Consider the following 23,498-nt stretch of genomic DNA (forward strand, 5'->3'; position numbering starts at 1 on the left):
GGGTTGCTCCGCTTACCCCAATTGATAGCGCTGCTCGGCGGTCACCCCGGCGCCACCCATGGACGCCAGGATCTTGAAGCTTCCGCGCCCCTGATTGCCCAGCCGGATCGCCGGTATGGGCACCTTGCCGTCATAGCCGATGCTGGCGGTGGGGTTCGACTCGACGAATTGCGTGCCGGTGTGGTCGGTGTCCTCGAGGGTAAAGCTGACCTGGCCGCTCAACATCGGGAAATCATCAGCGGCCATGGCGCGCACTCGCCCCGCCCCGCCGGCCTCGATGACCTCGCCCATCCTGTCGACCGGCCAGTGGTCGGGCGCCTCCAGGAAGGCCAGGCTGTGCGCGGTTTGTCGTGGGCGCACCTCGATGGTCAACCGGGCCGCGGCGCGCAGGCCGCGCGAGTAGGAGTCGACCGTGATGTTGAAGCTGCGCGGCCCGCCGTTGACATGTAACGTCGGCACCCACACGCGCCCGGTGTCCGCGGCGGAGTACGCAGAGGCAAAGGACGAGCCGTCCTCGAATTGCGCCGAGGGATCGTCGATGGTGAAGTCGACCTGCTGCTGCCCGGCCGGCCGGCCTTGGCTATCCAGGGCGGTGAAATACCACCACTGATTCGCGACGGTCTCGGCGACGGCGGATTCGTTGCGCGTGGTGGGCTCGAGATGATCGACCGCCGTGACGATCAGCGGCAGGGAACGCTCGGTTGCGTTATCGCTTTCGAACAAAATACTGTATTCCCCGGATTGGTTGCCGGCCTGGATGTTCAAGGTATGGCCGATACCGGTGACGGCGTCGGCGGTAATAAACTGCGTCACGGTGAACGTACCGTTGTTGTTGAAGCGGGGAACGCTGCCATCGCTGGCTGAAACCGTCGTTCCGTTTTTCTGGATATGGGCGGTTAGGATGGCCCCTTGTATCGGACGATGCATCTCTGCATCCAGTACCGAGAGACTGATCTCCTGGCCGTGGAACAGATGCAGGTCGGGCATCGAGATCGATTCGGGGTTGATGCGTATCGTTCGTTGGCCTGAAGTCGCCGCCCGGACGGTCAACTGCCATGCGCCGGCATCATGGTTGTCGATAATGGCCTTGAGCCGTGCGCCGCCCACTTGCCCGCCGGCGTGTAGCCGCCCTGGCGGCAGATTGACATGGCCCTGGTCGTCCGCGACGGTTTCCGCGTACTCGTGGCTACCGTCCGAAAACTGGACGTCGGCGTCTTGGCTGACCGTGGCGAAAGTCACGGTCTCGCCGCGCGGTAGCGCCACGTCGTTGCGCTTGGCGATAAACGTCATGGCCGGGAAATCGCCCGCGACTTGGGCGTTGAGTTGCGCCTCGGGCGGAGATTGCAAGGTCACCTGATAGCGATCCGCCGCCTGGGCTTGAACGGTCAGATGCCATGAGCCGGCCTCTTGGCCACCGATGTTGGCTTTGAGCTCGGCTCCACCCGCTTGCCGACCGGCGTGCAGCCGGCCTAGCGGCAGATTGACATGGCCTTGATTGTCCGCGACGGGTTCCGTGGACTCGTGGTTACCGTTCGAAAACAGGACATCGGCGCCTTGGTTTACCGTAGTGAATGTCACGGCAGTACCGCTCGGCAGCGCCGCATTGTTGTTCGTGGCGACAAAGGTCATCGCCGGGAAATCGCGGTCGACCAGAGCACTAAGTTGTGTCTCGGACGGGGACTGCAATGCCACCTGATAGCGTGGCTGCCGGACCTCGAAGGGCCAGGGGCTACCATTGACCTCTAACCACACATCGCTGGCCGGGTTTCGGTATCGCATGATCAACGAGTCCGTGCCGCCGAGGTTGCCGGCGCGCAGTTTGCCCTGGTCGAGAACCACATGGCCGGCCGTGTCCTGCACACTCGTGTCGTAATCTCCTATGCCATTGTCGAAAGTGGCTAAGCCATGCGACCGAATGGCAAAGTGAATGGGAGCGCCTTGCTGCAGCGGCACTCCCCCTGCACGCGTAAGCGTGAACTGTATGCGAGGAAAGCCGGTGTTCGCATCCGCCACCAACTGTTGCGGAGAGTCAAGGTGGCCGGAGACGTCGTCACTTGGCTGAACATCGGGCCACGACAGCGTCGGCATGACAATGCAGACATTCGGTACGTCAACGTTTTGCCGGTCGTTGACAAATACGATGGCATAGCGACCCGGTTGAGAGACGTAGAACTCGAACGCATGCTCCGTCCATCGCTGCGCGCTATCGACAAACTCTGGCCGGGCGATGGGGGTATGGCCGGTAAAATCTTGATGAGGATCAACGCCCGGACCGTAGACACTAACGATCATTCGCCCGCCGCTCGCGACCCCACTCGGTTTTGCTCCGTAGTAGCTAAACGTCAGCCTGCCGGTGTACTGGAGTTCGAATCCGACGCCAAATTCGGCCGCCTGGTTGATTGCTGTGCCGTTCCATGTCCCCAGAACGCCCCATGCGGCGAGAAAATTAGGCATAGCCCCGTGCGTGGGCACGCCCTCGACATTGTCGATGCCCCAGCCGGCCAGCGATCGATCCAAAGAAGCCAAACTCCACAGGCCTCTGCGATAGGTCCAACTCACGGGAATATTGGCTGGTGGACTGCCCGGGCCGATTTGGAGATTGCTCGCCAAACCCGATGGTAGCAACAGGCGATCGTTCGGGATGATATTGATCCCTTTTACAGCGCGTTCGACCATTTTGACTCTCCCTCAGGGCATCCGCGACGCCGTCCGAACCTGTGCGGACGATGTACTCAGCCCGCGAACGTTCAAAACCTCAGCACTCGATTAGGGGGAACTCCACGCCAGAGTAGGCATGACAATGCAGGTGTTCGGTACGGGGACGTTATCCCGACTGTTGAGAAACACGAGGACATAGCGGCCCGGCTGAGAGACGTTAAATTCGAACGTGTGCTCCAGCCAGCGCTGCTCGCGATCGGCGAACGTCCGCTGAGCAATGGGGGTGTGGCCGTTGAAATCTTGATAGGGATCAACACCCGGGCCATAGGCACTAACGGTCATCTGCCCGCCGCTCGCGACCCCGCCCGGTTTTGCCCCGTAGAAGCTCAGCGTCAGCTTGCCGGTGTACTGAGGTACGAACCCGACGCCAAATTCGGCCGCCTGGTTGATCGGTCCACCATTCCATGCCCCCAGAACACCCCAGGCGGCGAGAAAATTAGGCATATTCCCGTAAGTGGGCACGCTCTCGGCATTGTCGATGCCCCAGCCGGACAACGATCGGTCGAAAGAGGCCACACTCCACAAGCCTCTGCGATAGGTCCAGCTCATGGGGATATTGGCGGGCGGGCTACCCGGGCCGATTTGGAGATTGTCCGCCAAACCCATTTCTAGCAGCAGGTGATTGTTCGGGATGAGATTGATCCCTTTTTCACTGTGTTCGTGCATGTTGACTCTCCCTAAGGGTGCCTGTGTCGCCGTCCGAATCGGTGCGGGCACGGCTAGCAATCAGTCTCACCCCAACCAAATACTTAGAAGTAAAAATATGCCAAATGGATATAATTAGGCGATTTTATGCCGCACAAACATTGATGGCAGCACGACTATTGCCCATCCGCATTTGTGACAACTTGTTGTTTTTTATGAAGAACGGATTGATAAGCAGATAAAAATCAAGCTATGACATGAATAATCGTTTGTCAAACCGATATTTTATATACATATATTATGATGGTGACGTCGGCGCCACGTGACATACCGCGAGCCGGCGGAGGACGGCGCCAGTAGGTGTGCACGCATGCTAACTACGTACGAACACCTATCCCTCTCCGCCAGAAGTATGTCCTATGATTTTCTCATCTGTATGGTATAGATTTATCGCATGGCATAACCCAAACGCCTTGAGGGTCGATATGAAAAATAGATCCGAACCTCCATCTTTACCGCGCAGCACGCCGTGTGTTCTACCATGCGTCTTGGCTGCGGCACTGGGCCTTTCCGCCTGTGCTGTCGGCCCGGATTATCAACGCCCCGCCGTTAGGCTGGAGAACCAGTGGCAGCACGGCAACGCACCCGGCGATGAGCGACAATTGTCCGATTGGTGGCAACAATTCGACGATCCACGTCTGACACAACTATTGCAGCAAGGGCGCGACAACAACCCGACGCTCGCCAGCGCGGCGGTACGCATTGCCCAGGCACAGGCCCAGCTCGGCATTGCCAAGAGCGGAGAATTGCCGGCCGTACAACTTTCCTTGAGCCGCAACTACAGCAAACCCGATTTGGCCAATCAGCTGCAAGGCAAAACCGGTGGCGGCAGCACACAGCAGATCAGCCTACAGGCCGCGTGGGAACCGGACTTGTGGGGCGCGGTGCGCCGAGGTGGCGAAAGCGCACAAGCCAGTTGGCTCTCGACCATCGCGGCTTATCAGGCGGCCATGGCGGCACTCGAAGCCAACATCGCCACGCTGTACTTCAATGTGCGCACATTGGAACAGCGACTCTTGGTCGCCAGCAATAATCTCAAGCAACAAGCGGAAAACCTGCGCATCGCCAACGCCCGTTTCCGCGCCGGCGCGTCCAGCGAGCAAGACCTGCGCCAGGCTCAAGTACTCTTCGAGCAAACCAACGCCAACATTCCGACGCTGCGCGCCGCGCTACAGCAGAGTCAACATGCCCTCTCGGTGCTGTTAGGACAGCCGCCCGACTATTACCGGCTGCAGTACGCCGATGCCGTGCCCATGCCCTCCGTGCCGGCCAGCGTACCCGCCGGCATCCCGCGCGATCTTCTGCAACGCCGGCCTGACGTGCTGCAGGCCGAATACGCCGCCATCGCACAGTCGGCGCGCATCGGCCAGGCCAAGGCGGCGTTGTTTCCTAGCTTTTCGCTCGGCGGCAGCTTCGGCTATCAATCCTCCGACAGCGGCGGCAATCACCTGAGCGATCTATTCAAGTGGCACAACCCGGTAACCAGTGCCAGCGCCGGCTTTCTGCTGCCGATCTTCAACCATGGCCTGCTGGTCAATCAGGTGCGGGTCGAGGATGCCGCCTTCCAACAGGCGGTCCTCAATTACCAGAACCAAGTACTGACAGCCCAACAACAAGTTGAAGATGCCCTGTCGGCAATCGACGGTCATCGCGCCGCTCGGCTGAACCTGACAACGGCGAGCAATGCCGCCAGGCGCAGCACCCTATTGGCGCTGGAACGCTATAAGGCTGGCGAAACGGACTTCACCACCGTGACATCGGCTTATCAGTCGCAACTACAGGTAGAGGACGGCTTAGCCCAAGCAGAGGGCAACCTGCTGCAATCGTTCGTCGAGGCCTACCGGGCGCTCGGCGGCGGTTGGGACGGCAAGCTGACCGCCGAGCTCTCCGAGGACATCACGCGACAAATGCGCGCGCGCACCGACTGGGGTGATGCGCTTGAACTGCCGCACAGCCAGGGATCCGCACCATGACACTCACACTTCGCGCCTTTCCCCTGATGATTTTGAGCACCCTGCTCGCCCTGGGATGCACGGGTAAGCCGCCCGCATCGACGCCGCCGTTGCCGCAAGTCGCCGTCGCACAGCCGCTGGCGCGCGACGTCGTCGACACCGTCGAATTGGACGGCACAGTGGCGCCGTCCGCCTCGGTCAATCTGGTGGCACGGGTCAGCGGTTATCTGCAATCGGCGCCGTTTGCCGAGGGCCAGGTGGTCAAACAGGGCCAATTACTCTTCGTGATCGAGCCAGAGCCTTATCTGCAAGCGGTCAAGCTCAACCAGGCCAAGCTTGAGCAGGCCCGCGCCGAGTACCAACGCCAGCAGACGCTGATCAAGGAAAATGCCACCGCGCAGTCGAGCGTAGAGTCGGCGTTATCCAACCAGCAGCAGGCCGAGGCCAACTTACGCCTCGCGCAGATCAACCTGGACTACACCTCGGTGCGTGCGCCGTTCGACGGCGTGATCGGCAAGCGCACTATCGACATCGGCAACTACGTCGGCGCGAGCCCGGGCGGCACGACGCTTGCGACGCTGCAACGCCTGCGGCCGGTCTACGTCAACTTCGCCATCAACGAACGCGACCTATTGCAACTGCGTACGGCACAGGGCAGCCAATCCAAGGCCGGTGTCGGCAGCCTCAAAGTGCGCGTGGCGCTGCAAGGCGAAGCCGAGCCGTCGGCACAAGGGGTGCTGGATTTCATCGACAATAATCTGAGCGCCGCGACCGGCACATTGTCATTGCGCGCCACATTCGAAAATCGGGATCTGCATCTGATTCCCGGGCTGTACAGCAAGGTGTTGATCGACGTCGGCAAACCCCACCCCGGGCTACTGTTGCCGATCAACGCCGTGTTGTCCGACCAACTGGGCAGCTACGTCTACATCGTGGACAACGACACGAAGGTGGCGCGCCGCGACGTCAAGCTCGGCGTCCAAGTCGGACAACAGCGGGAAATCGCGCAAGGGCTGATGGCGAGCGACCGTGTCATCACGGAAGGGCTTAGTAGCGTCGGGCCCGGACAAAAGGTCAACGTCAAAACCGGCAACTTGCCTCCTGCGTCTTGAACGCACCTCGACGGAAAGCACAACAAGATGATCGCCAAGTTCTTTATCGATCGGCCGGTGCTGGCCAACGTCATCGCCTGGATTATCGTATTGATCGGCGCCGTGGCGGTGTTCGGACTGCCCGTATCGCAATATCCGCAACTGACGCCGCCGACAGTCCAGGTCACCACTCGTTTCCCCGGTGCCAGCGCCTTGACCGTGCAACAACAGGTCGCGCAGACCATCGAGCAGCAGGTCAACGGCGTGGAAAACATGCTCTATATGCAGTCGACCTCGTCAAACGACGGTCGCTACACCCTGACAGTCAGCTTCGCCGTCGGCACTGATGCCGATCAGGCTCAGGTGGCGGTACAAAACCGGGTCGCCGCCGCCGTGCCACTATTGCCCAACGCCGTACAGCAGCAAGGCGTGGTCACCAAGAAAAAATCCACCAACATCTTGCAGATCGTGACGCTGTCGTCCGAGCGCCCGGAAATGGACGCGTTGTTGCTCAGTAACTTTGCCAGTTTGAAACTCAAAGATCGCCTGGTTCGTTTGCCGGGTGTGGCCGACGTGTCGGTATTCGGCGTCGGTCAGTACAGCATGCGCGTCTGGCTCGACCCACAGCAGATGAAGCAGCGCGGCCTGACGCCGGCGAATGTCATCGCCCAGCTCAATAAGCAAAGTCAGCCGATCAGCGTCGGCCAGATCGGCGCGCCGCCGGCACCCGCGGGCCAGGCGCAGCAGTTGACGGTCAATCTCAGCGGCGCCCCCAACACCGCCGAAGAGTTTGGGTCGATCATTCTCAAAACCGACAGCAGCGGCGCCGTCACCCGGCTGCGCGACGTGGCGCGCATTGAGCTTGGCAGCCAGACCTATGGCCAAACCTTCAGTCTGGACGGCAGACCGGCCGCCGGCGTGGCGATCTATCAGTTGCCGGACGCCAATGCCCTGGCGACCTCGCTGGCGGTCAAAACCGAGACGGCACGCTTGGCTCGCGACTTCCCGCCCGGGCTGCACTACGATGTGCCGTTCGACACGACAGTGTTCGTCAAAACATCGATCGACGAGGTGTACCAAACCCTGTACGAGGCGGGGATCTTGGTACTCTTGGTGATCATCGTCTTTCTGCAGGACTGGCGTGCCACGCTGGTGCCGGCCACCACGGTGCCGATCACCGTCATCGGCGCCTTCGCCGCCATGGCTGCCTTGGGGTTCTCGATCAACCTGCTGACGCTATTCGCCCTGGTGCTGTGCATCGGCATCGTGGTCGACGATGCCATCGTGGTGGTGGAAGGCGTCGCCAAGTACGTCGAGGCGGGCAAGACGCCGCGCGAGGCCGCGATCACCGCCATGCAGGAACTGCTGGGGCCGATCATCGGCATCACCCTGGTGCTGATGTCGGTATTTTTGCCCGCCGCTTTCATCCCCGGCATTACTGGCCAGATGTACCGGCAGTTCGCGCTGGTCATCGCCGCCACCGCGCTGATCAGTGGCATCAACGCCATCACGCTCAAACCGACCCAGTCGGTCAAATATGTGCGCCCGCATGACCCTGCCAAGCAAAAAAACGCCTTCTACCGCGCCTTCGATCGGCTCTACTTTCCGCTGGAGGCGCGCTACGCGCGTCTGATCGAACGCCTGATGGCCGCACGCAAGATCAGCGCACTGGTCGCATTGGCCTTGATCGTCTTGGCGATCGTCGGTCTGGCTCTGCTTCCGACCGGCTTCATCCCCACCGAGGATCAAGGCTATCTGCTGGTGGCGGTGCAGTTGCCGGATGCGGCGTCGATTCAACGCACCGAAAAGGCGTTGGGAGAAGTCGATCGCATCGCCCGCGCGCTGCCCGGCGTCGAACATGTCATCACCATCGGCGGCATCTCGCCGCTGGACGGCAATGCCTCGCTGGCCAATGCCGGCCTGGTGTACTTGACACTCAAGGATTGGGACGAACGCGCCAAGCAAAAAGGCCAGGATCTGCGCTCGCTATATGCCGAACTCAACCGTCGGCTCGCCACCGTGCCGGAGATCCAGCCACTGGTATTGGTGCCGCCACCGATTCCCGGGCTTGGCATGTCGGGCGGCTTCCAGATGCAGTTGGAGCTGACCGATGGCAGCGGCGACTTGAATAAGCTCGCCGCCGCCGCACAGCGCTTGATCGTCACCGCCAAGATGCGCCCGGAAATCCAAGCCGTGTTCACACCGCTGCGCACCCAGGTACCGCAATTGCAGTTGACCTTGAATCGGGCGCGCGCCGAAATGCTCGGCGTGGCGGTCAACGACGTCTACGATGTGCTACAGAGCTATTTGGGCTCGGCCTATGTCGGGCAATTCTCCAAGTTCGGCCAAAACTACACCATCTACGTTCAAGCCGATCAGTCCTTCCGCTCGCGCGCCGATCAGATCGCGGCGCTAACCGTGCGCAACAAGAACGGGGATATGGTGCCGGTGGGGTCGTTTCTGACGGCGCAGCCGGTGACTGGTCCGGCACTGGTTTCGCAATACCAGATGTACCCGACCGCCACGCTCAACGGTATGGCCGCGCCGGGATACAGTTCAGGCCAAGCGCTCGCCGCCATGGAGGAGGCCGCGGCGGAAGTGCTGCCGCAAGGCATCGGCTACGAATGGACCGCGCTGTCCTACCAGGAAAAACTGGTCGGCAGCTCGGTGACGCTAGTGTTCGGCTTAGCGATTTTGCTGGTTTACCTGGTTCTTGCCGGGCAATACGAAAACTGGTGGTTACCCATACCGGTCATCCTGGCGGTGCCGATGTCGTTGGTGGGCACGGTCAGCGTATTGTGGGCGGTTGGGCTAGCCAACAACATCTACGTACAAATCGGTTTGGTGCTGTTGATCGCCCTGTCGGCCAAAAATGCCATTCTGATCGTCGAGGTGGCGCAAGAGATACGCCATGAAGGGCACGACATCGTGCATGCCGCGCTAGAGGGATCGCGCCGACGTTTCCGCCCGATTCTGATGACTTCGTTCGCCTTCATCCTCGGCGTGGTGCCGCTGGTGCTGGCCAAAGGCGCCGGCGCCGCCGCACGCGTCTCGATCGGTCTGACAGTGTTTAGCGGCATGCTGGCTTCGACCTTGCTGGCCGTCGCTTTCGTGCCGGTGTTGTACGTGGTGATCATGTCGTGGCGCGAGCGGCGTACCGCCGGCAAGCATGAAACCTAGTCATTACCGGGCATGGAGGCAAAATGTCGACACCATTTAACACCAAAGGCGGCAGCCAAGGCGATGCCTGGAAAATCGTTGCGCTAGGCGGCGGCACAGGAGCGAGCGAGATCGTTTACAACCAAGCCACGCAGAAATTAATTCTGAGTTGCTTGGGGAAAAGCCATGTCACGATGGTGAGAGTCGCCCCTCCGGGCCCAGGCAGTCAAGACCCGCAATATAACGTTTTAGGGCACTTTCAGTTCAGCTCCAGCTTTCATGGCAATTTGCTGAACCCTCATCCTATCGCACCGTATACCTCTACAAGATCTATTGCCACAGTGATCCACGACAGTACACACAATGGCGATACCGCTTTAGTTGCGATAGGACTGTTTCAATATCTTGAAGGCACCGATTGGCGGTATTTATTTGTTTTTGACTGTAGCAATCAAAACCAGAGGTATTTATTCCCGGTCGATAAAAACTTAGGACCGGAAATCGATGTCGGCATCGCCATGATTTATGACTCTGCCGTGGAAACGTATAACGAATTGTTGCTCGCCAATTTTTCCAAAGTTCAATGCTACGAAATGTCCAATGGCGCAAGCTTTAGCGCAAACAACGAACCGGGCGATTACTTGGCCGCACCCGTTTTTTCTTTGGATGCCACCTCGGGCGCCGCAACGGATAAAGTCATCGTTTATGCCGCTCGCCATAAAGCGGGCGAAGACTGGGACAACGAACACGACACGGTTTTCGCTTATAGCTACAACGAAGAGGAAAGGCTTCACTACATTGGAACCGTTACTGGCATCGACACTACCGCCGAGATCGACGATATCGTCTTCAACCCCGAAGGCAGTAGAGCCTACCTATTTGGTCGCAATAAAATTCAGGTAGTGGATGTTAATACTCACCACTTTATCAGCAATATTGCGGAAAACATTGACGGTGAGATTAGGGCGGGATGCGTTAGCAAAACCAAAGATTTGTTATACGTTGTTGTGGCTGGCGGCACAAAAATTGCGGTTTTCGACACCAACACCGAACAACAGGTTGCAGAATTTAAAATGCCCGAAGGAATGGATACCGAATCCGTCACCGTTGACGAACGCGAGTTGGTTTATGCGCCGTATGACGACTGGTTGATTATTTTCGACAACCGCGACCATCGCTAATATCAGACTTCAAATGGCGCACGCCATCCGCGACTGGATGGCATAGCGCCCCGGACAGACGCCACCCGACCAAAAGCCAGGCGGCGTCTGTCATTTGGGGCGGCATCGTCGCGCGCGATTATTCCTAGACTGTGTAGCTCACTCCTCACACAAAGGACATATCGTGCCCCTATTGCGCCTAATCGGCATTACCCTTCTGACCGCGCTATGGCTACCTACCGCCCTGGCTGGCGCGCCTGAGCCAGGCAGCACGCCAATCCGGCATGGCGACGGCAAACAACTTGCGCCGCCACGGCTTTGGCATACGCGGCCGCCGACCGCCGACCAAGCAAAATACTGGCTCCCCGACAGCAAGAGCATTGTCGGCCGTCCGAATCGCGCACGCATTCCGCGCGCGGCCACGCCCGAATGCAAGGACGTCAACCTGCTGGCCGGCTACCGCGGCGCCGCACTGGCCAATTATTTGATGTCCTTGCCGGATGCCGAATGCGTATACGGTCTGTTCTCGTTATCGCCCACGCAAGCAAGCACCATCTATCAACCGACAAACCTGAATGCCGTGGCACGGCAGTTCTCTATCGAGGCGCAGCGTTACAATGCCAGCAGCTCGTCGCTGGTACTGCTAACACTCTATCTGCGCGCCGGTTACTACCTGGCCGGACAAAACACCCTGCCCGCCCTTCCAACCGCGCCACAGCAAACGCTGCGACCCAGTCTACATAAGCTGATGCAGGGCTCGGCGCTGTTCGAGCCCAACGCACAAAACCCCACCACGGCAGCGGAGGCGGTTTTGCTGATTTCCAATATGCACGACGAGCTGAACTTTCTCGACGACATGCGTCAGCTGGTACGTCGCTACACCGCCACGCCGGGAAATCCCGACGCCGTGCGTGCGGTACGCGAATCGAGCGTGGCCCGCGCCATGACCTCGGTGCAAACGGTGTTCTACATGGCGCATTACCGCGGCGCCTCGCCCCTGTCCAGCGATCCGAGCTATGCCGCCGCGCTGTATCAGTTCGTCATTAACAATCGGGCGGGGTTACTCGGCACCGAGAGTGCGTTCCTGCTAGGCGACGCCGCGCGCGAAAGCATGCGCTTTCTGCAATACCCTGCATTGAAGACGGTACTGGCGGACGAGGCGCGCGGTCTACTGGCGGCCAGCAGCATGACCGGCCCGGACAACGAGATTTGGCTCGCCGCGGCCCAAGCGATCAAGTATTACGATAACGCGCACTGCGCCGATTATGGCACTTGCAATTTCGAGAGCCGCATGGCCGATGCCGTACTCGGTAAGCGCTACACTTGCAGCCCAACGATCAAGATGCGCGCGCAAGAACTGACCGTGCCGCAGTTCTGGAGCGCCTGCCAACTGATGGAACAAGAGGAGCGCTATTTCCATCAACGGTTGAAGACCGGCAACAAGCCCGTCGCAGACGATCGCAACACAACACTCGAAGTCGTGGTGTTCGACGACTACGACAACTATGCCAAGTACGCCTCGGTCTTTTATGGCATCGACACCAACAACGGCGGCATGTATGAGGAAGGCAATCCGACCGATCCGGCCAATCAGGCGCGCTTCATCGCCTATGAGGCATCTTGGCTGCGCCCGAACTTCGTGGTCTGGAACCTGCAGCACGAGTATGTGCATTACCTGGACGGGCGTTTCGACATGTACGGCGACTTCGCCCAGAGTACGCGCGTACCCACCGTCTGGTGGATCGAGGGCTTGGCGGAGTACCTCTCCAAGCGCAACGACAATCCCAAGGCCATCGCCGCCGGCAAAACCGGACAATATGCCTTGAGTCAGATATTCGGCAACACCTACGCCATGCCGGACTACGTCAACCGCGCCTACAACTGGGGCTACTTGGCGACCCGTTATATGTTCGAGAAGCATCCGGACACCGTCGACCGAATCGTCAACCTGTTCCGCAACGGGCAATATGACGACTACCAGGCACTGATGCGTTCCATGGGATCCGCTGACGATGCCGCTTTCGCCCAGTGGGTGGCGACGCTCGACACCAAACGGACATCTGCCGCACATCATTAGCAACGGTTTGCATGGGGGAGGATGTTCCGGTCACCCTCCCCGTTCTGCTACACTCTCGCGTTCTATTTTCGGAACTGTGAGCATGGCAAGGGACAACACCGGCCGTCACGCCTTTTTGGTGGGCATAGGCATTCTGTTGAGTCGCATCATGGGGTTGGTGCGCCAGAGGGTGTTCTCCCACTACTTCGGCCTGTCGGATACCGCCGATGCATTCAGTTCCGCGCTACGCGTGCCGAACTTCCTTCAGAATCTGTTTGGCGAAGGAGTATTGTCGGCCTCGTTCATTCCGGTGTACGCCCGGCTGCTGGCCGAAGGCAAGGATGAGGAGGCCGACCATGTCGCCGGCGCCGTGGGCGCCCTACTCGCGCTGACCATCTCGGTCATCGTGCTGATCGGCATCCTGGCCACCCCCTGGCTGCTATGGGTGATCGCCCCGGGCTACGGCGGCGCCAAGCGCGAATTGACGATTTTGCTCGTTCGCATCCTGTTCCCCGGCACCGGCCTTCTGGTCTGCTCGGCTTGGTGCCTGGGCATTCTCAATAGTCATCGCAAATTCTTTCTGTCCTATTCGGCGCCGGTAGTATGGAACGCGGCGATGATCGCCAGCTTGCTGATCTTCCGTCATGCCGGTCAGGAACAGTTGGCTGTCTACCTGGCGTGGGGGACGGTCGCCGGTTGCGCGCTGCAGTTCCTGATCCAACTGCCGCCGGTGCTACGTTACACCACGCATTTGCGCTTGAATTTCGACACCGGCTCGCGCCATGTGCGTGAAGTGGTGCGTAATTTTGGCTCGGTGGCCATCAGCCGCGGCGTGGTGCAGATCAGCGCTTATGTCGATCAGGCACTGTCGTCGCTGTTGGGCCAAGGCGCGATGGCCGCCATGACCACGGCAGCCTCGATCAATATGCTGCCGGTCAGCCTATTCGGTATGGCGGTTTCCGCCGCCGAACTACCCGCCATGTCGAGCGCGGTCGGCGCAACGCACGACCGCGACACCTATGCCGCGCTGGCCACACGGCTGAATGCCGGCCTGCGCCGCATTGCTTTCTTCATCGTACCGTCCGCCGTGGCTTTTTTCGCGCTGGGCGACGTCATCACCGCCGCCTTATACCAGACCGGTAAATTCACCCACGCTCATACACTCTACGTTTGGGGCATCATCGCCGGCTCCGGCGTCGGCCTGCTGGCCACCACCCTGGGCCGGCTGTATGCCTCCACCTACTACGCACTGCGCGACACCCGCTCGCCCTTGCGTTTCGCGCTGATCCGGCTACTGCTGACCACGGTATTGGGCGTGGGCTGCGTTTTATTGGTCACCCCGGTACTCGGCCTCGCGCCGCGCTGGGGCGCGGCAGGCTTGACCGCCTCGGCCGGCATGGCCGGCTGGGTCGAATTTATGCTTTTGCGCCGAAAACTGAATGCGCGCATCGGTCATACCGGGCTACCCGCCGGCCTGATGATCAATCTTTGGGGGCTGGCATTGGCCAGCGCCGCCTTTGCCTGGGTACTCAAGCTACAGTTCGGCGGTGGGCATCCAATTTTGCTGGCAATGCTGGTACTCGGCACCTATGGCGGGCTGTATTTCTTGTTGACCTGGCTATTCGGCATCGACGAGTGCCGGGCGCTGCTTGCCCGCGTATTACGCCGTTTCGCCCGTTGATCCGGTCGCCGCGCCCCTGCTAACAGCGCACATCCGGCAGCCGTCGACCCAACAAGGTGATGGCAGCGAACGGCTCTGCGCCGTTCGCTGCGTCGATGGCGATTTCGGTCGCGTCGGGTGGCGTGCGAAAATCCCCCCATGCGTTGAGGCGCCAGAGATTGGGCGCCGTCTCGCCGCCGAAACGCTTATCCCAACAGTACGGCGCGGTATCGCCATGAACCAGTAGCACTGGCCGCCCGAACTCGCCGGCACGCGCGACAAGCTGCGTGCGAAACGCGGCGAATGGATCGCAACCCTCGTCATGCCCCTTGGCGCAGTGCGGCTTTCCCGTCTCGGCCGTGCTGTCGGCCTGCGTGAGTACCACCAGTGCGCCGGCCCGCGTCCACTTGGCCGACTGAAACGCCGCGTCGAGCCAAACGCGATTCGCCTGTTCGCGCGCTTCGACCAAGGCCATGGCCAAATCGCCATCGTCGCGAAGCACCTGTTTGCGGCCGTTCCCGGTGCCGATCCAGTGGAGCGTCACGAACAGCACATTGTTTTGTCGCCAGCGGGCGTTTTCCGGGAAAAGATCCTGGCGCTGGTAAGCCCATGCCGCCGGCAAATCCATTGGACGTTCATCGAAGAAAATCCGGCGCAGATAGGCGAACCGGGATAACTCCGACATGGGGTTATCCAACACCGAGCGATCGCAATCGGCCCATTCGTTGTCGCCCGGCGTGTAGAACACGCGCCCGGGCAACAAGCCATAAATCTGATCCCGCCGCTCCGTCAGCAACCCATCGGTACAACTTGTCTGACCGTTTTTGAAGTCGCCGATATGCACCACGAAAGCGGGCCGCGTCGTGACGATGGTCTGGCGTATCGGCCCCGCCAATGCCCGTTCCTCCGTGCTGGAGTAAGGCATATCGCCCAGCACGACCACCCGCAACGACTCGGTCTGGGCGCCTGTCGCCGCGAGAGACAGGCCGAGAGCCAGAAGGCCCATCCGGCGCAAGTGCATGACCATATCCACGTCCTTTCTTACCCGAAATAGCCTAGGCATCGGTGTCGAAAGGTCGTTCCTGCTCAGCACGAATTCGGACGCGACTGACATGGACTTGTATTGAGGCGCATGGAGCCTCACCCCCTGACTGCACGAAAGGGCAAGAATTTCTTCTTGTTTTATCCCTTAAAAATACTAAACATAATTTATCTGCTTAAAGGGATTAGATCATGTCTCAGTCCATCTCCTCGTCGCAAAACTTGGGCGCCGAATTGCGCAATTGGCGTCGCGCTCGCGCTCTGACTCAGGCCATGGCGGCCCATCGCATCGGCATCGCACAAAAAGCGATTTCCGCGTTGGAAAACCATACCGGCCAGTCGAGTGTCGAGCGTCTGCTGCAAGTGCTATCCGCGCTGGATTTGGAGTTGATGCTGCGCGACAAGCGTGGCGGTGCTTTGCACGACTTGCGAGATTGGTGACATGGCGCGCCGAGGTCAAAATCGACTGCATGTCTGGATGAATCGCGAACTGGTCGGGTACTGGCATTTCACCGAAGCCGCCGGCCATCGTTTCCAGTACGACGCGCACTGGCTCGAATCGCCCTTCTGCCGACCCTTGTCGCTGTCGCTACCGCTACGATCGGCCCACGATCCATGGCACGGCGCGCCGGTCAGCCGTTTTTTCGACAATCTGTTGCCGGAACAGCCACTACAACGCCAGCGACTTCGGCTACATTTCGGTGCGCCGAGCGCCTCCTCGTTCGATTTGTTAGCGCACATCGGGCTCGACTGCCCCGGTGCCATTCAGATCACCCGCGACGATCAACCTCCCCCGCTCGCACCGCCGGAAGCCGCGCCGCTCTTGGATGCGCGCGATGTGGAGTCGTTGCTGGCGGCGCTACGCGCAAGCCCGGCGCAAGCCGGCGATACCGGGCCGCTCGCCGCCGTGGCGCTATCCGGCGCGCAGGATAAAACAGCTCTGGTCTGGCACCAGGGAAAGTGGCGAATGCCGGGCCATGGCGCATTAAGCACGCATCTACTCAAACTGCCGACCGAACGACATGCCGACAGTGGCTTCGCATTGAACGGCTCACTGGAAAATGCCTGGCTGTGCCAGCGCATCGCCAAGGCATTCGATGTTCCGCTACCAGGGTGCGAACTGATCCACTTGGGGGCGCAACGCGCATTGCTGGTCGAACGCGCCGACCGTCGTTGGCAGGCCGAGCAAGGCTACTGGATGGGCCTGCCGCGCGAAGATATTTGCCAGGCATTCGGCCTGGCACCCGAGATGAAGTATCAGATTCACGGCGGCAAGAGTGCGGGCGCCATCGCCCGCTTCATGCTGGGAAGCAGCGACGCCGGCGCAGATCGCCTGGCGCTGCTGCGGGCAATGCTGATTTTTTGGCTGTTGTGCGCCTTCGACGCCCATGCACGTCGTTTTGCGGTACGCCTACTGCCCGGCGGCCGCTTTCGGCTCGATGTGCCACTGGGCGTCCTTTCGGCCTATCCTCTGCTGGGCAGCGGCCCGGGCAAGCTCGCTCCCGAACTGATCCGGCCGGCGCTGGGTTTATCCGATACGCCGTTACCGCCGTGTTGGCGAGTGCTCGACGGTGCACAGTGGTTGGCGCACGCCCGAGCCTGCGCCTTGCCTCGCGAAGACATCGAGCGCCTGATTCTCGATATCGCGGCACAAGCCGTGCCGGTATCTGCGCGCCTACGCAAGCAGTTGCCCGCCGGCTTTCCCGTCGCCATTGCCGAACCTATTCTGCAAGGGGTGGTGCATGCCGCGCGCCGCCTGCGCGAATCGCTCTAAGCCGCGATGCCATTCCAATGGGTTAAATTGCTTAATCTAAGTGATTGGCATAATCATTTTTCATGTTCTATTTTTAAATTCTCCTGATCCGGTTTATGGCGGCACACCCTCGCGACCGGGCCTTCCATTACGGGGAAACCAATGAGTGCGTACCAAAACCGCACCATCCGCATTCTGCTGCTCGAGGATGATGCCGACGACGCTGAAGAAATTTGCCGGGTATTGCGTGCGGCGGGCCTGTCGATCGAGGTACATCTGGTTAGCGACGAGCCGGGTTTTCGCGAGCAATTGGCACATGCGGGCGTCTTGGATATCATTCTGTCGGATTTTTCTCTGCCGACTTACGACGGCCTGTCGGCGCTGATTCTGCGTGCCATGTTGGCACCGGAGTTGCCTTTTATTTTCGTGACCGGCTCGCTCGGCGAAGAGCGCGCAGTGGAGATGCTGCACATTGGCGCCTCGGATTATGTTCTAAAGGGCAATCTGCAACGTCTGCCGATTGCCGTGCTGCGCGCGCTGGCCGAAGCCGACGATGCACGCATCCGCGCCTCGATGCAGCAGCAGCTCAATACCGAACGCCAATTGCTCAGCGCGGTTTTGGACACCGCCGGCGCCCTGATCGTACTGGTGGATCGGTCGGGGCGTATCGTCCGTATGAATCCGGCCGCCACCTTGCCGTTACCTCAGGCTCACCACCAGGCGGACGGCCTGCCTTTTGTCGAGGTGTTCGCGACCCATGACGAGCGCACTGCGGTGACCGGGCAATTGGCGCGCATGCGCCAAGCGGAGCACCCGGGACCGGTGTCCTGGCGTTCCACAGTCAACGGCCGGGTGATACTGTGGTCGGCGACTCACCTGACCAGCCAGGAAGAGTCCGCGGGATTCGCGGTGATCTCCGGCCTGGACATCACCGCACAGGAAGAAGCGGAACAGCAAGCGTACTATTTACGTCATTTCGATAGCGCCAGCGGCTTGCCGAACCGCTCGCTGCTACTGCTGCGCATGCAACGACTGGTTCAGACGGCCGTGGGCCGGCCGACGTTGGTCATGGTCGGGTTGTCGCGGTTGCAGGATATCCGCGACAGCCTGGGCGACGAGGCGGCCAACCGCCTGTTGCGCGAGGTGTCGCGCCGACTGCTATCTTGCCAAGTAGCCGGCGACTGCCTGGCCCGGATCGGCGACGACAGCTTCGCCTTACTGTGCATGCCGCAGCCGGACGACGCGCTGGACGCCTCGCTGCAGGATATGCTGACCCAATTGCACCAACCCTACGCGTTCGACAGCCGCAGTTTTTTCCTCAGCGCCCACCTCGGCGTCGCCTTCTGCGAACAATCGGCATCGCCCGAAGAGGTGCTGCAAGCCGCTACGATGGCCTTGCATCGCGCCATTCAGCAGCAGAGCGAAGGCTATCACTTCTACCAGCCGCTGCTATCGGACGAAGCGCGTGCACGCCTGGAATTGGAAGGCGAACTGCATTTGGCGCTGGCCGCCAACGATCAACTCTATCTCGACTATCAGCCGCAAGCCGACATTCGCAGCGGCCGTATCGTCGGGCTGGAGGCCTTGATGCGTTGGCGCCATCCGCGCCTGGGACTGGTCGGCCCGATGCGATTTATCCCGCTGGCCGAGTCCTGCGGCCTGATCGCGGCGCTAGGCGACAAAGCGCTCGACCTGGCCTGCCGGCAGGCGGTGCACTGGCAAAACAGCGGATTGCCGCCCGTGCCGGTGGCGGTCAATCTATCGGCCGTGCAGTGGTCGCAGCCCGGACTGGCCGACACCATTCGCCAGGCGTTGACGCAAAGCGGACTGGCCCCGCAATGGCTGGAGCTGGAATTAACCGAGTCCGCCTCGATGCATAATCCGATGGCCACCCTAGCCACGATGAAGGCATTGCGCGAGATGGGGGTCATGATGTCGATCGACGACTTCGGCACCGGTTTTTGCAACTTGAGCTATTTGAAACGATTCCCGGTCGACAAATTGAAGATCGACCAGAGTTTCGTGCGCGAGATTACGTCGTTACCCGACGACCTGGTGATTTCGCAACTGGTGGTGGCCATGGGCCATCTACTGCATTTGTCGGTGGTCGCCGAGGGGGTGGAGACGGAAGGCCAACTGACCCTGTTGGCCGAGGCCGGCTGCGACATCATTCAGGGCTATTACTTCAGTCGCCCGGTGAGCGCCGAAGCCTGCGGCGAGCTGATGGCCGGCGGCAAGCGCCTCCCTCCCACCAAGCGACGCTACGACCCGCATTACCTGCTGTGGCTCGATCCGTCCGGCGACAGTCTGGCCCAGGCGCGTTCCTGGTTGGCGGCGACCGATTATAAGGTACTGGAGGCGCACGCGATCCAGGAAGCATTCGAGTTGATGGCGACCCACGAGATCGGCGTCGTGGTGGCAGGCAAGGCGCAGGCGGAAATGAGTGGCGCTACTTTTCTGAGTCGCATCGCTAGCATGTACCCCTCATCGACCGGCATTTTGCTCGGCGATGAGTCGCTGGGGGCAAGCACTGGCGCGACGCAAATCACGCTGGGCCGCCCCATCGACCGGGCATTGTTACTCAATGCGCTAGAACAAGGCTATGCACGCCATGCCGGCGTGCAACGCGGATGATTAGCGCGGGCCAAGAATGGCGACATAACGGCGAATCGTGGCGTCAAAGCCGAATTCCAGCGCTTCGACCGTCAATGCGTGACCGATCGACACTTCGACCACCTGCGGCACGCCGGCGACGAATTCGGCCAGGTTGTCGAGATTCAGGTCATGACCGGCATTGACGGCCAGCCCGAGTTCGACCGCCTTGCGAGCCGCGACGGCATAGGGGGCCAGCGTATCGGCACTCGGCGAATGTGCATAGGCCTCGGTATACAACTCGATACGATCGGCGCCGGTTGCGGGCGCCAACGCGATCTGCGCCAAATCCGGATCCATGAAGATGCTGGTGCGAATACCGGCCGAGCGCAGGCGGGCGACCACGGTGCGCACCTGCTCCAGGTGTCGGGTGAGATCCCAGCCATGATCGGAGGTCAACTGGCCCGGTTCGTCCGGCACCAGCGTGCACTGATCCGGCTTGGCGGCGAGAACTTGCGACAGGAAGGTTTCGTCGGGATAGCCCTCGACGTTCAGCTCGGTACCGGGAAAAGCGCGCGTCACCTCGCGTAGCGCGGCAATGTCGTCATAGCGGGCATGACGCTGATCGGGGCGCGGGTGGATGGTAACGCCATGAGCGCCGGCGGCGAGCGCCTTCCTCGCAAAGGACTCGACCGACGGATAATCCCGACCGCGGGCGTTGCGGATCAGGGCGATCTTATTCAGGTTGACGCTCAGTTTGCAGGTCATGGCAGGGCTTTCGGAAATTTTCCGATATTCTACCCCGCCGTGGGCGGCCGGCACAGCCCGACATCAAGCGAGGGCCGGCCACGGTAGTGGACGCTTAACGCGGCGGCATGTCCGGCATGTCGGGCATCGGCCCCTTGCCGCCCATCATGCCATGGTGGCGCATGCCCTCGTGCACCGTGCGTTCGAAGGTCTGCCGTTGATCGGCGGACAGCCCCTGCCACAGATCGGCCAGCGCCTTACTCGACGCCATGAGACGCTCGGCCATCAGCTTGGCGTGATTGGCGCGAGCCTGCGCCATGTCGACCGGCGTCGCATCCGGTTTCGGACACGGCATGGGTACCGGCAGCGCCATCTCGGCCGTGGCGTAGGCCGCCCAGGCCGCCTGTTGTGCCGACTGCAGCTTAAGCGCTTGCGCCTGGCGGTCGAGTGCTTGTTTATGTTGCTGCTGCATGTGCAGCAGCATATCGCCGGAACGGGTCTGGCAGCTGGCGGGGTCGCGCGGCGGTTGTTCGGCCGCGTTGGCGGCCAAGCCGGCGGTCAAGAGTGCGGTTAAGCCGGCAACTTGCAGGGAGCGCTTCAGGGAAAGGATCGGCGTTTTCATCATCGACTTCCTCGTTAGGATGGAGCCGTCATTAGAAACCCAATATGTAAATGTAGTTTTTAATTTCAACGAAGTAATGTAAATGGTTTGTAATGTTCTGTCGCCAGCCATTAAAAGCGAACACAAGCATGATCAATCGCTTTAACCTAATAAACTATGACAACAGGGGAAAACCACATGCCTCGGCGTATTCTGCTGGTCGATGACGACCCCGAACTGACTCGACTGCTGAGCAATTACCTGCATCAACAGGGCTATCAGATCGAGGTGGCGGAAGATGGCGAAGCCATGCGCGCCCACTATGAAGCACAACGGCCGGACATGATCATTCTCGATCTGATGCTGCCGGGCGAGGATGGCCTGTCGCTGTGCCGGACACTGCGCGGCACCGACGCGGCCATCCCGATTTTGATGCTCACCGCACGCGGCGACGACATCGACCGTATCATCGGCCTGGAGATGGGTGCCGACGACTACCTGCCCAAACCCTTCAACCCACGCGAGTTGCTGGCCAGGATCAAAAGCATCCTGCGCCGCAGCCAGAACGACGCGGCCAGCAGCAAAGCACGTCAATTGGCGTTCGCCGGCTGGATTCTGGATCTGGGCGCACGCCACCTGATCGGTGCCGATGGCGTGGTGGTACCGCTGACCGGCGCCGAATTCACGCTGCTGAGCCTGCTGGCCGAGTACCCCAATCAGGTGCTATCGCGCGACCAACTGCTCGATGGCCTGGCTGGACGCGAAGCCTCCCCCTTCGATCGAACCGTCGACGTCCTGATTTCCCGCATCCGCCGTCGATTGGGCGATGACGCGCGCGACCCGCAGTGGATCAAAACCGTACGCAACGGCGGCTACATACTGGTCGCGCCCGTGGAGCGCATTGCGTGAAGATTCTGCCGCGCACACTGACCGGGCAATTGCTGTTGGCAGTGGTTCTCAGCCTCATACTGGCGCTGATCGTCGGCGCCTGGCTACTATTGGCCGATCGGGAGCATTTCAGCGACCGGATGCGCGACCAGAACGCCGCCGAGCGCCTTGGCGGCATCGTCAGCATGCTGGAGAGATCGCCTGCCGACGACCGGCAACGGCTATTGCGGGTATTGAACGAACCGGGCAACTTCTTCAGTTTTGCCGAGCCGTGGCACCCTCCGGCGCACCAAGCGCTCGACGACCAGGCCTTTGCCGACGCCTTGCGCGACGCACTCGGCGCCAGCCGAAGTGTCCAGGTGCGGCCACCCGAGCTACGGCCGAGAATGCCGCCGGGCACTCCGCAGGCACAGGGGACGGAGCACGGCTCCATGGCCATGCCATTCCTGGTGGTACAAGTGCGGATGTCCGATGGCACGGTGCTGACTTGGCGCCATGCCGTCCCGCCCGCACCGCGCAACTGGCCGGCGAACACATTGTTGTTGCTGGGGGTGCTGGCGTTGACAGTGGCCCTCATGGCGAGTTGGTTGGTGCGACGGCTGACTCAGCCCTTGGCCGCGTTGGCGGATGCCGCCACCGGCCTGGTCGGCAACCTCGACCAGCCGCCGCTACCGGAAAGCGGTCCACATGAAGTCGCGCGCGCCGCCATGGCCTTCAATCGCATGCAGCGCGACCTACGGAGCTATCTGGAGACCCGCTCGCAGGCATTGGCGGGCGTTTCGCACGACTTGCGGTTGCCGATCACCCGTTTGCGCCTGCGCCTGGAGCAGATTGCGGACACGGCCTTGCGCGAACGCTTCGAGACCGACTTATCCGAAATGGATGCCATGATCGGTCATACGCTGGCATTTCTGCGCGCCGGGCAAATCAGCGAATCGCAAGTCAAGCTCAATCTGGACGCGCTGCTCGACGGTCTGGTGGAGGATTTTACGGCACTCGGCATGAACGTTTCGCTGACCGGCTCGGCCGGCCGCCCCGTTCTGGCGCGACCGCAGGCCTTGCGTCGTTGTTTGGGCAATCTAATGGAAAACGCCAGGCGCTATGCCGGCGACGCAGCCGAGCTACGGGTCGAGGCAAATACCGAACGGGTGACGATTTGGGTGGAAGATCGCGGCCCGGGGATTCCGGCCGAGGCGCGCGACCGGGTGTTCGAACCCTACTTTCGCCTAGAGTCCTCCCGTGCCCGCGCCACCGGCGGCACCGGACTTGGCCTGGCGATCGCTCGCGCCACCGCGCGCGCCATGGGCGGCGACCTGACACTCGACGACCGCAAGGGCGGCGGCTTATCGGTGCGTTTGACGTTCCCGGGTTGAAG

At 60.9% G+C, this 23,498-nt stretch carries 16 protein-coding genes; 11 read left to right on the plus strand and 5 right to left on the minus strand.

Features of this window, described 5'->3' with window-relative positions; translation table 11 throughout:
• Window positions 1-12: 12 nt before the first annotated feature.
• Together DFP86_RS14785 and DFP86_RS14790 are read right to left on the minus strand one after the other, a co-directional pair.
• Window positions 13-2,676, minus strand: coding sequence for a single stranded DNA-binding domain-containing protein (locus tag DFP86_RS14785; protein WP_133682597.1), 2,664 nt, complete (start codon window positions 2,674-2,676; stop codon window positions 13-15).
• A 90-nt stretch (window positions 2,677-2,766) separates the two neighbouring features.
• Window positions 2,767-3,384 (minus strand): hypothetical protein, encoded by a 618-nt coding sequence (locus DFP86_RS14790; protein ID WP_133682599.1) that lies wholly within the window; start codon window positions 3,382-3,384, stop codon window positions 2,767-2,769.
• Window positions 3,385-3,911: 527 nt separating this feature from the next.
• On the opposite strand from DFP86_RS14790, the gene DFP86_RS14795 reads away from it, so the two are divergent.
• From DFP86_RS14795 to murJ, 6 genes are all read left to right on the plus strand, one after another.
• The gene (locus tag DFP86_RS14795) at window positions 3,912-5,396 is read left to right on the plus strand and encodes an efflux transporter outer membrane subunit (protein WP_166642286.1); all 1,485 of its coding nucleotides are present in this window, start codon (window positions 3,912-3,914) and stop codon (window positions 5,394-5,396) included.
• Window positions 5,393-6,487 carry an efflux RND transporter periplasmic adaptor subunit gene (locus DFP86_RS14800; RefSeq protein ID WP_133682603.1) on the plus strand — a complete coding sequence of 365 codons (1,095 nt, stop codon included), beginning with the start codon at window positions 5,393-5,395 and terminating at the stop codon, window positions 6,485-6,487. The genes DFP86_RS14795 and DFP86_RS14800 overlap by 4 nt, the downstream gene beginning before the upstream one ends.
• A gap of 27 nt (window positions 6,488-6,514) precedes the next feature.
• Window positions 6,515-9,646: an efflux RND transporter permease subunit gene (locus DFP86_RS14805; protein WP_133682604.1), complete on the plus strand. Its 3,132-nt coding sequence runs from the start codon at window positions 6,515-6,517 to the stop codon at window positions 9,644-9,646.
• Window positions 9,647-9,669: 23 nt separating this feature from the next.
• On the plus strand, window positions 9,670-10,806 hold the full coding sequence (locus DFP86_RS14810; protein WP_133682606.1) for a YncE family protein: 1,137 nt from the start codon (window positions 9,670-9,672) through the stop codon (window positions 10,804-10,806).
• A gap of 163 nt (window positions 10,807-10,969) precedes the next feature.
• The gene (locus tag DFP86_RS14815; RefSeq protein ID WP_243729411.1) at window positions 10,970-12,862 is read left to right on the plus strand and encodes a collagenase; all 1,893 of its coding nucleotides are present in this window, start codon (window positions 10,970-10,972) and stop codon (window positions 12,860-12,862) included.
• 82 nt (window positions 12,863-12,944) lie between these two features.
• Window positions 12,945-14,522: a murein biosynthesis integral membrane protein MurJ gene (gene murJ / locus DFP86_RS14820; protein ID WP_166642287.1), complete on the plus strand. Its 1,578-nt coding sequence runs from the start codon at window positions 12,945-12,947 to the stop codon at window positions 14,520-14,522.
• 19 nt (window positions 14,523-14,541) lie between these two features.
• On the opposite strand, the gene DFP86_RS14825 is transcribed toward murJ, so the two are convergent.
• On the minus strand, window positions 14,542-15,522 hold the full coding sequence (locus DFP86_RS14825; RefSeq protein WP_133682608.1) for a hypothetical protein: 981 nt from the start codon (window positions 15,520-15,522) through the stop codon (window positions 14,542-14,544).
• 212 nt (window positions 15,523-15,734) lie between these two features.
• Here DFP86_RS14825 and DFP86_RS14830 point away from each other — a divergent pair, with 212 nt between their 5' ends.
• From DFP86_RS14830 to DFP86_RS14840, 3 genes are all read left to right on the plus strand, one after another.
• The gene (locus DFP86_RS14830; RefSeq protein WP_133682610.1) at window positions 15,735-15,983 is read left to right on the plus strand and encodes a helix-turn-helix domain-containing protein; all 249 of its coding nucleotides are present in this window, start codon (window positions 15,735-15,737) and stop codon (window positions 15,981-15,983) included.
• A 37-nt stretch (window positions 15,984-16,020) separates the two neighbouring features.
• On the plus strand, window positions 16,021-17,316 hold the full coding sequence (locus tag DFP86_RS14835) for a HipA domain-containing protein (protein ID WP_208108351.1): 1,296 nt from the start codon (window positions 16,021-16,023) through the stop codon (window positions 17,314-17,316).
• A 141-nt stretch (window positions 17,317-17,457) separates the two neighbouring features.
• Window positions 17,458-19,929 (plus strand): EAL domain-containing protein, encoded by a 2,472-nt coding sequence (locus DFP86_RS14840; RefSeq protein WP_133682614.1) that lies wholly within the window; start codon window positions 17,458-17,460, stop codon window positions 19,927-19,929.
• Here DFP86_RS14840 and DFP86_RS14845 read toward each other — a convergent pair whose 3' ends face one another.
• Both DFP86_RS14845 and DFP86_RS14850 read right to left on the minus strand, forming a co-directional pair.
• Window positions 19,930-20,655, minus strand: a complete 726-nt coding sequence (locus DFP86_RS14845) for a pyridoxine 5'-phosphate synthase (protein WP_133682616.1) — start codon at window positions 20,653-20,655, stop codon at window positions 19,930-19,932.
• A 94-nt stretch (window positions 20,656-20,749) separates the two neighbouring features.
• Window positions 20,750-21,259, minus strand: coding sequence for a hypothetical protein (locus tag DFP86_RS14850; protein ID WP_166642288.1), 510 nt, complete (start codon window positions 21,257-21,259; stop codon window positions 20,750-20,752).
• A 174-nt stretch (window positions 21,260-21,433) separates the two neighbouring features.
• Here DFP86_RS14850 and DFP86_RS14855 point away from each other — a divergent pair, with 174 nt between their 5' ends.
• On the plus strand, window positions 21,434-22,144 hold the full coding sequence (locus DFP86_RS14855; protein WP_133682620.1) for a response regulator: 711 nt from the start codon (window positions 21,434-21,436) through the stop codon (window positions 22,142-22,144).
• Entirely contained in the window at window positions 22,141-23,496 is a 1,356-nt protein-coding gene (locus DFP86_RS14860) for an ATP-binding protein (protein ID WP_133682622.1), read from the plus strand. The genes DFP86_RS14855 and DFP86_RS14860 overlap by 4 nt, the downstream gene beginning before the upstream one ends.
• Window positions 23,497-23,498: the final 2 nt, after the last annotated feature.

The sequence above is a fragment of the Paludibacterium purpuratum genome, from assembly GCF_004363805.1.
Classification (GTDB): domain Bacteria; phylum Pseudomonadota; class Gammaproteobacteria; order Burkholderiales; family Chromobacteriaceae; genus Paludibacterium; species Paludibacterium purpuratum.

Bases quoted from the DNA above. Each gene is read 5' to 3' on its own strand.
- DFP86_RS14785 (WP_133682597.1), bottom strand. From the start codon at position 2,676: ATGGTCGAACGCGCTGTAAAAGGGATCAATATCATCCCGAACGATCGC.
- DFP86_RS14790 (WP_133682599.1), bottom strand. From the start codon at position 3,384: ATGCACGAACACAGTGAAAAAGGGATCAATCTCATCCCGAACAATCAC.
- DFP86_RS14800 (WP_133682603.1), top strand. From the start codon at position 5,393: ATGACACTCACACTTCGCGCCTTTCCCCTGATGATTTTGAGCACCCTG.
- DFP86_RS14805 (WP_133682604.1), top strand. From the start codon at position 6,515: ATGATCGCCAAGTTCTTTATCGATCGGCCGGTGCTGGCCAACGTCATC.
- DFP86_RS14810 (WP_133682606.1), top strand. From the start codon at position 9,670: ATGTCGACACCATTTAACACCAAAGGCGGCAGCCAAGGCGATGCCTGG.
- murJ (WP_166642287.1), top strand. From the start codon at position 12,945: ATGGCAAGGGACAACACCGGCCGTCACGCCTTTTTGGTGGGCATAGGC.
- DFP86_RS14825 (WP_133682608.1), bottom strand. From the start codon at position 15,522: ATGCACTTGCGCCGGATGGGCCTTCTGGCTCTCGGCCTGTCTCTCGCG.
- DFP86_RS14830 (WP_133682610.1), top strand. From the start codon at position 15,735: ATGTCTCAGTCCATCTCCTCGTCGCAAAACTTGGGCGCCGAATTGCGC.
- DFP86_RS14835 (WP_208108351.1), top strand. From the start codon at position 16,021: ATGAATCGCGAACTGGTCGGGTACTGGCATTTCACCGAAGCCGCCGGC.
- DFP86_RS14840 (WP_133682614.1), top strand. From the start codon at position 17,458: ATGAGTGCGTACCAAAACCGCACCATCCGCATTCTGCTGCTCGAGGAT.
- DFP86_RS14845 (WP_133682616.1), bottom strand. From the start codon at position 20,655: ATGACCTGCAAACTGAGCGTCAACCTGAATAAGATCGCCCTGATCCGC.
- DFP86_RS14850 (WP_166642288.1), bottom strand. From the start codon at position 21,259: ATGATGAAAACGCCGATCCTTTCCCTGAAGCGCTCCCTGCAAGTTGCC.
- DFP86_RS14855 (WP_133682620.1), top strand. From the start codon at position 21,434: ATGCCTCGGCGTATTCTGCTGGTCGATGACGACCCCGAACTGACTCGA.